This is a genomic window from Pedobacter miscanthi, assembly GCF_003315595.1.
Taxonomy (GTDB): Bacteria; Bacteroidota; Bacteroidia; order Sphingobacteriales; family Sphingobacteriaceae; genus Pedobacter; species Pedobacter miscanthi.
The window spans coordinates 143,693-157,396 of record NZ_QNQU01000007.1 but is presented as its reverse complement, the minus strand read 5'-3'; the positions used below and the strand labels follow the sequence as shown (position 1 = coordinate 157,396).

General features: G+C 39.1%; 12 protein-coding genes. 11 read left to right on the top strand and 1 reads right to left on the bottom strand.

Annotated features, from left to right (window positions below):
• Positions 1-141 precede the first annotated feature (141 nt).
• The 5 genes from DRW42_RS09930 (at position 142) to DRW42_RS09910 (ending at position 4,123) form a co-directional block, all read left to right on the top strand.
• Positions 142-804, top strand: coding sequence for a helix-turn-helix transcriptional regulator (locus DRW42_RS09930; protein WP_244215235.1), 663 nt, complete (start codon positions 142-144; stop codon positions 802-804).
• Positions 805-954: 150 nt separating this feature from the next.
• The gene (locus DRW42_RS09925; RefSeq protein WP_113948743.1) at positions 955-1,482 is read left to right on the top strand and encodes a DUF417 family protein; all 528 of its coding nucleotides are present in this window, start codon (positions 955-957) and stop codon (positions 1,480-1,482) included.
• Between the two features lie 401 nt (positions 1,483-1,883).
• Positions 1,884-2,081, top strand: coding sequence for a hypothetical protein (locus DRW42_RS09920; protein WP_113948668.1), 198 nt, complete (start codon positions 1,884-1,886; stop codon positions 2,079-2,081).
• 169 nt (positions 2,082-2,250) lie between these two features.
• On the top strand, positions 2,251-2,784 hold the full coding sequence (locus DRW42_RS09915) for a carboxymuconolactone decarboxylase family protein (protein ID WP_113948667.1): 534 nt from the start codon (positions 2,251-2,253) through the stop codon (positions 2,782-2,784).
• A gap of 805 nt (positions 2,785-3,589) precedes the next feature.
• A complete protein-coding gene (locus DRW42_RS09910) occupies positions 3,590-4,123 on the top strand; it encodes a carboxymuconolactone decarboxylase family protein (RefSeq protein ID WP_113948666.1) in 534 nt (177 codons plus the stop codon).
• A gap of 287 nt (positions 4,124-4,410) precedes the next feature.
• On the opposite strand, the gene DRW42_RS09905 is transcribed toward DRW42_RS09910, so the two are convergent.
• Positions 4,411-5,238 carry a DUF6615 family protein gene (locus tag DRW42_RS09905; protein ID WP_113948665.1) on the bottom strand — a complete coding sequence of 276 codons (828 nt, stop codon included), beginning with the start codon at positions 5,236-5,238 and terminating at the stop codon, positions 4,411-4,413.
• A 170-nt stretch (positions 5,239-5,408) separates the two neighbouring features.
• On the opposite strand from DRW42_RS09905, the gene DRW42_RS09900 reads away from it, so the two are divergent.
• The 6 genes from DRW42_RS09900 (at position 5,409) to DRW42_RS09875 (ending at position 13,699) form a co-directional block, all read left to right on the top strand.
• Positions 5,409-5,942, top strand: coding sequence for a carboxymuconolactone decarboxylase family protein (locus DRW42_RS09900; RefSeq protein ID WP_113948664.1), 534 nt, complete (start codon positions 5,409-5,411; stop codon positions 5,940-5,942).
• A 155-nt stretch (positions 5,943-6,097) separates the two neighbouring features.
• On the top strand, positions 6,098-6,358 hold the full coding sequence (locus tag DRW42_RS09895; RefSeq protein WP_113948663.1) for a hypothetical protein: 261 nt from the start codon (positions 6,098-6,100) through the stop codon (positions 6,356-6,358).
• Positions 6,359-6,828: 470 nt separating this feature from the next.
• Positions 6,829-7,428 (top strand): RNA polymerase sigma factor, encoded by a 600-nt coding sequence (locus tag DRW42_RS09890; RefSeq protein WP_113948662.1) that lies wholly within the window; start codon positions 6,829-6,831, stop codon positions 7,426-7,428.
• 63 nt (positions 7,429-7,491) lie between these two features.
• Entirely contained in the window at positions 7,492-8,658 is a 1,167-nt protein-coding gene (locus DRW42_RS09885) for a FecR family protein (protein ID WP_113948661.1), read from the top strand.
• 195 nt (positions 8,659-8,853) lie between these two features.
• Complete coding sequence (locus DRW42_RS09880) at positions 8,854-12,189, top strand: SusC/RagA family TonB-linked outer membrane protein (RefSeq protein ID WP_158544312.1); 3,336 nt, start codon at positions 8,854-8,856, stop codon at positions 12,187-12,189.
• Between the two features lie 10 nt (positions 12,190-12,199).
• Positions 12,200-13,699: a RagB/SusD family nutrient uptake outer membrane protein gene (locus DRW42_RS09875; RefSeq protein WP_113948659.1), complete on the top strand. Its 1,500-nt coding sequence runs from the start codon at positions 12,200-12,202 to the stop codon at positions 13,697-13,699.
• Positions 13,700-13,704 lie beyond the last annotated feature (5 nt).

Here is a 13,704-nt window from a genome sequence, read left to right as displayed (position 1 = left end):
GAAGTAACCTTCGATAGGGTTTTTTATGGAAGGGATAATAAAGATCGAAAATTAACTATTGCATGGAATAGGGGGCTATCACAAAAAGTGACTATTGATAACCTGGAGTATGATTTCCCGCAGAATACGATCCTTTGTTTAATGGCAAATGAAACTTTTCATTTCCAGGCTCCAAGAGACATTGTGGCCTGGCAGTTTAATAGGGATTTTTATTGTATAGTAGATCATGATAAGGAAGTAAGCTGCATGGGGTTTCTTTTTTTTGGGTCTTCAGAGAAAATGTTCATTGCCTTAGACAGTAAAGATCAGTCCAAGGCCGAAATGACACTTCAATTGTTCCAGGACGAATTTGAAACTTCTGACCATATTCAGGGAGAAATGATGCAGGTGCTACTTAAAAGATTAATTATTATCATCACCCGTCTTGGAAAGCAGCAGTATTTGCAACAAAAAGAAGATGTTGGGGATAAAATTGATATCATCCGTAATTACAATTATCTGGTTGAAAACAACTTTCGTAAAGAGCATCAGGTGAAATTTTACGCAGATAAATTGAATAAGTCACCTAAGACACTTTCCAATCTCTTTGCACTTAACAGTTATAAAAGCCCGGTGTTGTTAATCCAGGAAAGAATATTTCTAGAAGCTAAAAGGCTTTTCTTTTATACTGAAAAAACTTCCAAGGAAATAGCTTATGAGCTTGGTTTTGAAAATGCAAATCACTTTAGTAAGTTCTTTAGAAAGCATGCCAACGTTTCACCTACGGAATTTAGAAAACTAAGCCCGGTAGGAGCTGAAGTTTAAAATTTGGGATGTTTTTTGATGAAAGAATATCTGTTTAGCCAAATTCGGGAAAAAATGACCGATGCTCGGGCAATCTCGACATTTTTCGCCGCTCCAAATTGCCGCACCTTTGAGGTATCAAAACAAATAGAAATTTTAAACCTTAAAGAAATGAAAAATTCAACATTAACAGCAGAAAATCAAATGGTAAAACAATCGTCAGGAAGTATCTTAATCAGATTTGCAAAATGGGCCGAAGCACAGAACATTCCTTTCCTTATAATTGGGGTAGCAATGATTGCCATGTTGCTTTGGGCAGGAGCCTATAAAATGACTGCACCCGGCGCGGAAGGAATAGTACCATTGGTAGATAATAATCCCCTGATCAGCTGGCATTTTAGGGTCTTTGGTCCTTACATAGGTTCGGATATGATCGGGATTACAGAGATTATAGCTGCGATATTATTTTTGATCGGATTTGTCAAGCCACAGGCAGGGATAGCAGGCGGGATAATTGCAATTGTAATGTTCTTTGTAACCAGTACAATGGTAATTACAACTCCGGGAGCAACTGTACCGGTAAATGGAATGAGCTACATGAGCTTTCTAGGATTGTTCCTTTTTAAAGATATTATCGCGCTGGGTGCTTCGTTCTTTTTGATTACGCAGTTTGGAAAAAGGGCAACCAGTAACAATTAGGATGAGTAAGGGTGCATGAGACATTAAGTGCTAAGGGAGGTGCCCGGTAGTAAATAAAACATAATATATTTTTAGCGTATTTTTGAGTTGGTTTTTTTGAGATCCGGTAGCCCTTGGCACCGGATTTTTTTATAGGCAATATTTACACCTCCAAATTAATAAAGGTTAATAGCTTTTCTGGATAAATTTTAAATATTATCTATCTGATTTTGAGTTGTTTCATATACAATGAAATCCAATTAGTATTTATGGTAGCTGATGCGCGATCAAACAACCAATTTTTTTAAAACTAATATTCGGGAAATTTAAACCCCTTATAGGGAATTCAGATCATTCTCTGGCGCGGCCAAACACTGCAAATTTGTATTGTCAAACAATTAGAGACTTAAAACATAAATATTATGAAAACTTTCCAAATCCCAGCACAACAAAATCTTACACAGGATGAAAATACCAGTTTATCAGAAATAATAATTGGAATTTCCGCTAAAAGTAGCAATGGTAAAAGTGAGGTTGAAATAGAGATCGCTATGATTGAACAAAACAACTGTCTATACACCTGTAATGAGCCTGTAGGAAACCTGATTTACCAAGGTTAAATGAACCTGGTATTTATAGAATGGAATTATAAGGCCCAGAGATCAAAAACATATATCGGGAAATGATAGCATGTCTTCGGGAAAGATGCACATTCTTTCAGGCCTTAAATCTCTGCATCTTTGAATAGCAAAGCAATAAATAATTTAAAAACTAAAAAAAATAATCATCATGAAAAATTTCCAAATCCCAACCAGAGAACAAGTATCACCAGCAAACCAAAGTTTATTTGATAACCTTACAAAAATGGCCGGATCCGTGCCAAACCTATTTGCAGCATTTGCTAAATCAGAAAATGCTTTAGGAAATTATTTAACACTAGGAGCTGGTAAAACCTCGCTCCGCGCTAAAGAAAAAGAAGTAGTAAACTTGGTTGTTAGTCAGGTAAATCAATGTCTTTATTGTTTAAGTGCCCACACGGCAATCGGTAAAATGAATGGCTTTACAGATGAGCAGATCATAGAGATCAGAAAGGTTAATATAAGTTTTGATCTAAAGCTTAACGCCTTGGCTCACTTAGTAAAAAGTATTGCAGAAAATCAGGGCCATGCAAGTGAAGAAACACTTGAAGCTTTTTATTCAGCAGGATATGATGAGGGAAATTTGGTAGATGTGGTAGTAGCAGTGGGAGATAAGATCATTACCAACTACCTATACGCACTTACGGCAGTGCCAATAGATTTCCCTATAGCTCAGGATATTTAGTTTGTTTGGTTTATATGTTGGGAACCGGTACCTGGAAAGGGCCGGTTTTTTGTTTTAGGGGTTTGTTTTGAATTTGTATCGTAGACCAGTCCGACCCCTCGTTTCATATTATTTTATCTGGGGAGGGTCGTGCTTTCCGCTCATACGCCGAAAGGCCCTGAGCTCTCGGACGGTGTCCGCTGTAGCTGTTGGCAATTTAGCAGGATTATTGGAATTGACTGTGTATTTCAGTGAAAGTGGTTCTTTTCATTTTTGGTGCTGAAATTGACTCAAATGTAATTCCCATAAAAAAAGTTGTTTACAAGGTACAATAGATTGATCAAACACAATCTATTTTTCGTAAAGCCCTTTGCCTACCACCAAAAGTGGGGAAGAACCTGAAAGTGACCCTTGTGTACTGGGCCAAACTGGCTACTAATCTGATTACCGGATGTGCACATCTAAGTTCCTTTCCCTCTTAACCAATATATATCGGATCCATATCCATTTTCCTCAGGACCTCTCGGTTCAATCCACCCTGCTACCAGATTTATCTCAATTCAGACCTATCTAAAGGTCAAAATCCATCCGCAGTATCAGCAAGATTAAAAATTACCATAATCTCTCCAAAATATGCGAAACGCGCACAAACCTTGCCGAAATACCCAACTTATTGTTCTGTTTTCCATAGGCTTAATTATTTTGATCGTTAATCGGGAAATGTGAGGCTTTGTTCGGGAAATCCGTTCATTCTTTGGCTTTCATATTAGGCTGATATTTGTATAACAAAATAAGAAAGAAATTAAAAACTTAAAAAAATAACAACATGAAAACTTTCCAAATCCCAACCAGAGAACAAGTATCACCAGCTAACCAAGGTTTATTTGATAACCTTACAAAAATGGCAGGATCAGTGCCAAATCTATTTGCAGCCTTCGCTAAATCAGAAACTGCACTTGGAAATTACCTGACGCTGGGGGGTGGTAAAACTTCACTCCGTGCCAAAGAAAAAGAAGTGGTGAACCTTGTGGTAAGCCAAGTAAATAAATGTCTATACTGTTTGAGTGCGCATACCGCGATCGGTAAAATGAATGGCTTTACAGATGAACAGATCATAGAGATCAGAAAGGTTAACCTGACCTTTGATCCTAAATTGAATGCTTTAGCCCGGCTTGTAAAAGGTATTGCAGAAAATCAGGGGCATGCCAGTGAAGAATTGATTGAGGATTTTTACGCAGCAGGGTATGATGAAGGAAATCTGGTAGATGTAGTGGTTGCGGTGGGAGATAAGATCATTACAAATTATCTGTACGCGTTGACCGCGGTTCCGATTGATTTTCCGATCGCACCAGAACTTTAAGAGTATAATTTAAATTTATATTGGTGAAGACCGGTACTCGGATGAGACCGGTCTTCTTTGTATCTAGGTATCTTAAAAAATGTTTTTTAATTAAGGGTGCCTCTTGTTAGGGATTAATAGGTGGACTATAGCCCGTACGTTTAGCTGGAAATATTTAGGGGCCTGCACAAAGATTTGTCAAAAGGGAAGTGGCACAAAATCATGTACAACTTATTGTTCTTCCTTAGCCAAACTAGGGTCTATTTACAATCAAAATTCATTATCTTGCTTTACTTCACTGATTATTTCTACAGCTCTAATTTGCCTCGTCCATTTTTTCTCATTGTATTTTCGCTTACAATTATTCTGGCCGCAGGATTCCAGCCCGCTACATGTATAGTTTTATTACTTTCGGTAGTCAGCATCTCATCAATAAATTTCTTTTGATTGATGAACTCAATGGCCCCTGATTTATGATCACTGAACAATTGTTTAAAATAAGGATCATAATCAATTTCTTCCGCACTATAAAGCTTTGTTTTTGCAAAGGGTTGATTGCAGCAGGAAAGCTGGCGCCATGGTTTGCCGAATGGCTTTGGGCTACCAATATTTCCCATTTTTCCTGTAGATTTTTTTTCACAATGATCTTTGATTTCGCCAATCTGCATTATCGCGCAGCCTAATTGCCTTTCATCATAGTTTCCAGAGCAATCAGTTCCCGTTTCCTTGTAACCATGGTAACCGTTGTACATCAAATAGTAAGCCTCTGACTCAACTTCTTTCGCAAAGGAACTTAGGGTATCATATTGTTTACGTCCGGTAGAACCAGAATATCTGTCAAGATGCTCGAAGCAGCCATCAGGTTCCATTAATTTTGCCTGTAATAATATCCGTTTGAATTTTCCACGTCCAGCTTCAAAGTAGACTTCCAGATCCGCTCCGGTTTCTACCTCTTTTTTCGCCTTTTGGACAAAAACGTCAATATCCCGCTGACTTTCAGTATAATCCTGTATAAGTCCTATAACAGTATTTCGGGTAATACCTTCTTCATTCAAACGGTTGCCTCTTTTGTGGTTTTTACTTATTTCATCCCAAACCTGCTGAGAGATTTGCTGGAAAAGATCACATTTACTCATTGTGTTGATTTTGCGTTATGAAGCGAAAGTTAAATCATTTTATTCAAAAATTATCAATCGGGAACTATGGGGCTGTCTTCGGGAAATCCGTTCATTCTTTGGCTTTCATATTAGACTGATATTTGTATAACAAAACAAGAAAGAAATTAAAAACTTAAAAAAATAACAACATGAAAACTTTCCAAATTCCAACCAGAGAACAAGTGTCACCAGCTAATCAAGGTTTATTTGACAACCTTACAAAAATGGCAGGATCAGTGCCAAACCTATTTGCAGCCTTCGCTAAATCAGAAACTGCACTGGGAAATTACCTGACCCTGGGATCAGGTAAAACCTCACTGCGGGCCAAAGAAAAAGAAGTGGTGAACCTTGTGGTGAGCCAGGTAAATAAATGTCTATACTGCTTAAGTGCGCACACCGCGATCGGTAAAATGAATGGCTTTACTGATGAACAGGTCATAGAGATCAGAAAAGTGAATATAACCTTCGATCCAAAGCTTAATGCATTGGCTCATCTGGTGAAAAGTATTGCCAAAAATCAGGGACATGCAAGTGACGAAACATTGGAAGCCTTTTATGCAGCGGGCTACGATGAGGGAAATTTAGTAGATGTTGTAATCGCGGTTGGGGATAAAATCATTACCAATTATTTATATGCGCTGACTGCAGTGCCTATTGACTTTCCGATAGCTCAAGAACTTTAGATTTCATAGTTTAGATTTATATTTTGGTTAAAGACCGGTACTTGGATAGGGCCGGTCTTTTTTGTTTTGATAAAATATAAGGAAAAAATAAAAAATGATTTTGCTGTAAGGAATTTTGTATTCCAACGACAAACAGATAAACAAAATAGAATAACATGAAAAATCAAATCTTAAAATCAGCAGGTAAACTGCTTTTAGCCTCATTGTTAACAGTAACCCTTTCAATTCCAACTTTCGCAGGCTCTTTTAGACAGGAAAAGGAAAAAATGTCTAAGATGAAAGAAGATAAAACAGAGAAAAAGAAAATGGACAAAATGGAAAACAATAAGATGTCAAAAATGAAAACCGATTCCATGAAAAAAGCCAAAATGGAATCCAAAATGGCAAAAGAAAAAATGTCAAAAGGCAAAATGTAATATCAGGGGTAGGAAAGCAATTAGCTTTCCTACCCTTCTTTTATTCCGGTAAAGAGTTTCTATCCATGGGAAGCGATAATTCTTAGTTAGTCATGTATTCAATAGTTAGGAAGCATGAATGCCACCTAATAAAAAACTCCATAAGTTAAGCTGCTCCTAAAATAAACCCTAATAGGATAATTCCTTTCCACTAAGCGACCGCGCTGGTAATGTATTTCTGCTACGTATTCCATATGCACCTCCCGCTGATATTTATAGGAACAAATGATAGAAATGTGAGCATTGTTAAAGGTTATAATGGCCCTCATTCCCTTAGCCTTGGAGGTTACAGAATTCAGAATGTATTTGATTTAATTAATTTATTGGTATAATAGAATAATCTGCAAGAGAATTCTGCTTTTAGATGCTGATAATTCCCTTAATATTGTACAAATTTGTTGAAAGAATATAACTGTTTGATAGATATATAGATGGAGATTAAATCGCTGGTTAATGAAACTGATCTGCTAGGGAAACTTGCGGCAAGTGATCAGCATGCGTTTCGCAGAATTTATGACGCCTACAGCAATAGTATTTATAAATATGCGCTTCATCTTTTAAAGTCTGAAGAACTCGCTGAGGAGAATGTACAGGAAACTTTTCTAAAACTCTGGAATGTGCGCAGTGAGGTAATGAACGTACAAAATCTGGAAAGTTATATCGTAAGGATTAGCCGTAACGGAGCATTAGATGTATTTCGAAAATCCAAGCTTATTTTGAGTTCTGAAACCGAAATAAGGGCAAGATGGGTTGAAGCTCATAATGAAACCGAGGAAAAAATAGTTCTCGATGATACCAGAAGGGTTTTGCAGCAAGGCATTGAAGAACTTCCTGTTCAGCAAAAACTGGTTTATGAATTATGCCATCAAAAAGGGTTGAAATATGAGGAAGTTGCCCTCAAGCTAGGTATTTCTATTAACACGGTTAAACTTTATATGAAACTCTCTCTCCGCTTCCTGAGAGACTACTTGTCTAAACACACTGATGTGGCCTCTATCCTGATTATCTTCAGGCTTTTCAGGCTTCTCTAATTTTTTTTATTCCCGCTATACCCTAAGTTTCCTTTCACTCGTCTATATAATAAATGAGTGTAAATGGATAAAGACAGAATAGCTTATTTATGCAAGCAATATCTCGACGGTATCGCCAGCAGGGAAGAGCTTTTGGAGCTCGAGGGGAACTTTCGTAATCCAGTGATGGAAGACCTCGTAAAAGCTGTGCTATTTGAGGTTTATGCGGAATTTTCGGAAAATAATTATCCGGATCTTGATGCCAGGATTAGTGAAGATATCTTTAGTCGGATAAGTTCACAAGTAAGTAGCAAACCAACCATTAGGCTTTGGCTAAGAATTGCTGTGGCCGTTGCAGCTGTAACAGTGATCGTTTTTAGCATCTGGATTTTTAATAATCAAGATGGTAACAGGGTCAAATCTGAGCGGATAGCAGCCAATAACGACGTTGCTCCAGGCAAACAGGGTGCTACATTAACATTGGGCAACGGAAAAAAAATTCTGATTAAAGATATATCTTCCGGAAATATTGCCAGCCAATCCGGGGTGAAGATTATCAAATCAAAAAATGGGCAAGTTATCTATCAGGTAACAGATAAAACACCAGTAGTACTCGAGTACAACACCTTGTCAACCACAAAGGGGGAACAGACACAGGTGCGTTTGCCGGATGGGTCTCTCGTTTATTTAAATGCTGCTTCTTCACTTAAATACCCCACTAGTTTTAGTTCGCTTAAAGAAAGAAGGGTAACCTTAAAGGGTGAGGGGTATTTTGAGATTGCAAAAGATAAAGCACACCCTTTTATTGTCACCACCAACAAACAGGAAACAGAGGTTCTGGGAACACATTTTAATGTGAATGCCTATGATGATGAAAGCAGCATTACAACAATCCTTATTGAAGGTATGGTAAAGGTTTCCTCAAAAAAGGGTGTGAGGATATTAGAACCAGGGCAACAGTCCAGCGTCACCGATAACACAATTCAGGTTGCCCAAGGGAATATTGATGAAGCTGTGGCATGGAGGAAAGGCTATTTCAGGTATACTGATGAACAGCTTTCCGTCGTGATGAGACAAATTGCCAGATGGTACAATGTTGAAATAATTTATCCGCAAGGCATTGTTCCCCAGGTAGCTTTAAATGGAAAAATCAATATGAACCGAAATATAAGTCAGGTATTGAGAATGCTTGCAAAAACAAAAGAGGTAAACTTTAAGGTCGAAGGGAGAAAAGTTTATGTACTGAAATAGCTACCCGACCATTTTTAATACATGTAAGACTGAAAAAAAAGATCAAGAGTGCTGGAAACACCCCTGATCTATGGTTCGGTCTTACCAATACATTGCTGGAAACAAATTATCAACAAACCAAACAATCAAATGTACAAATTTTACCCTAAACTATGTGGGAGGCGGCTAGCCTATGCCCAACAATTTTTCAGGACTATGAGAATACTGATCTTGCTTATGACAGCCTGCCTGATGCAGGTAAGCGCGTCAACATTTGCTCAGAAGATCTCACTCAGTGAAAAGAATGCTAACCTATCCAAAGTATTCGATAAGATCAGCGATCTGACAGGGCTCGATTTTCTGGTATCAACTAATGCCTTAAGCGATTCCAAAAAAGTAACAATCAATGTTAAGGGTATGGAACTTAAAGAGGTACTGAGGATACTCTTTGCAGATCAGTCGCTAGAATATTCCATCGAAGACAAATTCGTAGTGGTGTCGAAGAAAGATACCCCCATTCCCGATAAAGTAAGCCCAAACTTTTCTGATATCGATATTAGCGGTATGGTCGTGGATGAAAAAGGGATCGGGTTAAACGGGGCCACCGTTAAAGTTAAAAATACAAAAAAGGTGGCTGTCACCAATGACAAAGGTGTATTTGAACTAAGAAATATTGACAGCAAGGCCATTCTTGAAATCTCTTTTATTGGCTATCAAACCAAAGAAGTTGCGGCAGCGACCTCATTAAAGATAACCCTCAATGCCATTGATAATAAAATGGACGATGTGGTGGTTACGGGGATTTTCAATAAGAAAAAAGAAAGTTATACCGGTGCGGCAAAAGTAATAACCGATGTAGAACTAAAGCAGTTTCAAGGACGCAACCTGTTTACCACATTAGGTAATATAGACCCTTCCTTCTACGTAATTCCAAACAATACCTCAGGCTCTGACCCGAATAAAATTCCGGATATCCAGATCAGGGGAGCGAGGAACTTGCCAAATATTGACCAGCTTCAGGACCAGACTTCTGGTGCATTGAATATTCCGCTTATAATTTTAGACGGATTTGAAACCACGCTGCAAAGAATGATGGATCTGGACAATAATGAAATCCAGTCTGTTACCCTATTGAAAGATGGTTCCGCGACAGCGCTTTACGGTTCCCGTGGAGCAAACGGAGTAGTGGTGATCAAAACTAAAGAGCCTGAGCCAGGAAGTTTAAAACTTAGCTATAGGGTAGGCCTGAACTTAAGCGTTCCAGATCTAAGCAGTTACAACCTGCTCAATTCGGCAGATAAACTTGAACTCGAACGTCTATCCCATTTTTATGAAAGCCCGACCAAAAGCCCGGATGCCAATATAGGACTTGAACAATATTATAACCAGGTGTTGAGCCAGGTGAAAAAGGGAGTGAATACCGATTGGCTTTCGATACCCTTGCGTACTCAGGTTGATCAGAATCATAATCTGAAAATTGAAGGTGGCGATCAAACATTCAGATATGACCTTGGCCTGCAATATAACCAGCAAAACGGGGTGATGAAAGAGTCCGGAAGACGCACCTTCAATGGAACAATTAATCTATCTTACAGGTATAAAGAGCTAACTTTCCGAAATAATCTCGTAGTAGGTCAAACAAAAGCGACCCAATCCCCTTACGGGTCTTTTGCCGACTATGCTAAACTGAATCCATATTGGGCGCCTTACGATGCGGCCGGAAATGTGGTTAAGTTTTTTAGTCCTTATAATTATGATTATTCTTCATTTGGCAATAATGTCGGTAAGCCTTATGCAAATCCGTTATATGATGCAACACTGAACACTTTTGATATCCAGACCTACACTTCAATTACGGATAATTTTCAGTTGGAATGGACACCCATCAAAGGATTGTATCTGCGAAGTGGTGTCGGGGTAGCCGGGAATTTGAGTAACGTAGATGATTTTAAACCTGCAGAACATTCTTCGTTTGCTTCATATAGTGACGCTGATATTTTCAGGAAGGGAAGTTATGATTATTCCAGCGGAAAGGATTTTAGCTACACGGGTAATTTTTCAGCAAGTTACTCTAACCTTTTCGCAGGCATCCACAGGATATATGCAGGGATTAATCTTGATGTGTCTGAAAGCAATACCAAAAACTATACATTTAATCTGGAAGGTTACCCCGATGAGTCAATTGATTTATTATCAATGGCGCTACAGTATAAGCAAAATGGTGCGCCAAGTGGACTTGAATCTACCAAACGCAGGGTTGGTGCGCTTGCGAACGTAAATTATGCCCTAAAAGACCGTTACCTTATCGACCTGTCCTACCGCTTGGATGGCGCTTCCCAATTTGGGGTCAACCGCCGTTTTGCACCTTTCTGGTCCGCTGGTTTAGGCTGGAACATGCATTATGAATCTTTCATAAAAGACAACCTGAAGTTTATAGATTACCTGAAGTTAAGGGGATCTTATGGCTCAACGGGAACAACACAATTTGATGCTTACCAGGCATTAGGGACCTTTAGCTATATCACCAATGACCGTTATAAAACGTGGCTAGGTGCACGTCAGAATTCATTGGGAAACCCGGATCTGGAATGGCAGCAAACCAATAAATATAACGTAGGCTTAGAAATGACCCTGTTTAAAAACAGGGTGAACGTGGTAGGAGATGTTTATCTGGAAAGAACCTCTAACTTGCTTTCTTCGCTGGATCTGCCATATGCCAATGGATTTACCACCTACAATGAAAATATTGGTGCGGTAGAATCAAAGGGCTATGAATTAACAGCGAGTGTATGGGTCATTAGGAATAATACAAAAAGATTCTCCTGGTCGCTGACTGGAAGCATGGTGTATAATAAAGATAAAATCGTTGAGCTGTCTGAGGCTATGAAGGAAGTCAATAGAAAGCTGGAAAATCCAACAGGCCCGGCTATGTATAGCTTAAATAAAATTATCAAAGAAGGTGCATCACAATACACCATTTATGCAGTACGCTCATTGGGTATTGATCCAAGTACAGGCAAGGAACTCTTCCTGAATAAGAACGGACAGGTAAGCTACACATGGAATTCTAATGACCGGGTAGATGTGGGTATTGATCAGCCTAAATATCGGGGTAATTTCAGCACGTTGTTCCGATACGGAAATTTCACTTTTAATGCTTCATTTGGCTTCCGTTTTGGTGGTCAGATTTACAATCAGACACTAATTGATAAAGTAGAAAATGCCGACAGACAATTTAATGTAGATGAACGGGTTTACTTTGACAGATGGAAACAGCCTGGAGATGTCGCTTACTTTAGGGGGATCAATGAAACATCAAAAGTTTTCCCCTCATCGCGTTTCGTGCAAAATGAAAACACGATAACCTGCCAGAATGTTCTTTTGTCTTATGAAGTAACGGATAAGAAAATCCTTAACCGCTTCGGTATGCGATCATTATCCCTTGCAGCGAATACCGGAGAGCTATTTTATATTTCGAGTGTTCGTCAGGAACGTGGTACAGGTTATCCTTTTACCAGGCAGTTTTCAATGTCTTTATATACATCGTTTTAAAAACAGAGTCATGAAAAAAGTATTTACAATGATAATGCTTGTAGGTATTCTATCTACAGGTTGCAAAAAATTCCTTGATGTAAAACCGCATGGTGAGACTACTCAGGATGAATTATTTAAAACACAAAAAGGCTTTCGTGACGTCCTTACCGGCGCATATATCCGCATGAAAAGCGGTAATATTTACGGAGGTTCTTTAATGTGGGGGAATATAGAATATATGGCTGGTAACTGGGACAATACCAATAGTGCCAATACAGCCATACCAGCTTTAATCGCTGGAAAATATACCGATCAGACTGTTCGGGAATGGAATGACGCCACCTACCAGGATCTGTACAAGGTTATTGCCGACGTAAACAGCATCCTGGAGAAAATTGATGAAAAAAAGGCTGTTTTCTCTGACGGAAATTATGCAATTACCAAGGGAGAATCCTTGGCATTAAGGGCCTTTTGCCATTTCGATGCCCTGCGTATGTTTGGTCCGGTTCCTTCCAGCCCCGGAATTGGCCTAGTTCTTCCTTATGTAAAAACAGTAACCAAAGATACCCACCTACCAATCTCATACCAGGAATTTGCTAAAGCTGTGCTTGCTGATCTGGATCAGGCAGAGACGCTGCTGAAAGATGTTGACCCTATCCGTAAATATTCGATTGCACAGCTAAATCCTGGCCCGCTTGATCAGGCTGTTATCAGCGACAACTACCTTGAATATAGACAGGTGCGAATGAATTACTACGCTGTTCTTGCCTTAAAAGCCCGGGTATACCTTTGGCTGGCGTCTTCTGATGCTGCAAATAAAGTGAATGCGGCCAAATATGCGCAGATGGTCGTTGATGCAGTAAATCAAACCGGAAAACCAACATTTAGGCTGGGTGAGGAAAGTGACCGTGCAGCCCAGGATTATACCATGCCATCAGAACATATCATGGCCCTAAGTGTATATAACCTCGAAGCGATTGCCAATTCACTGTTTGGAAACAATAGTGGCGGTCTTCAGCGATATGATTTTGCGGACCAGGATGGATTCTACTACCTAAATAACCTTTTTCCAGTAGCAGAAAGAACTTCAGACATCCGATGGAAGGGGCAAATGTGGACGTACAAAAGTTTTACAGGGCTTACCAGTTATGCAACCTTCAAAAAGTTTATCCAGAAGCCTGCCTCATCAGCTTCCCAAACCCTCCAGGTTCCCTTGATTCGTTTAAGTGAAATGTACCTAATCCTAACTGAATGTGCAGACACAAAGGCAAGTGCAGAAGCCAGTTATCTTGTTTTTTGCAGCAAAAAAGGAATTCCTTTTACGGCGTTTAACAATGCAGACTGGATGACAGACAGAAAAAATAAAATGATCAGGGAATATGTCCGTGAACTCTATGGGGAAGGACAAAGCTTCTTTACTTACAAAAGATATAATGTAACCACTTTGCCTGCAAGCTGGACCTCGGTGTACTATAACGCAACACCCGCCAAATACATTGTTCCCAAACCAGACCGTGAAATCAACTAAATCAA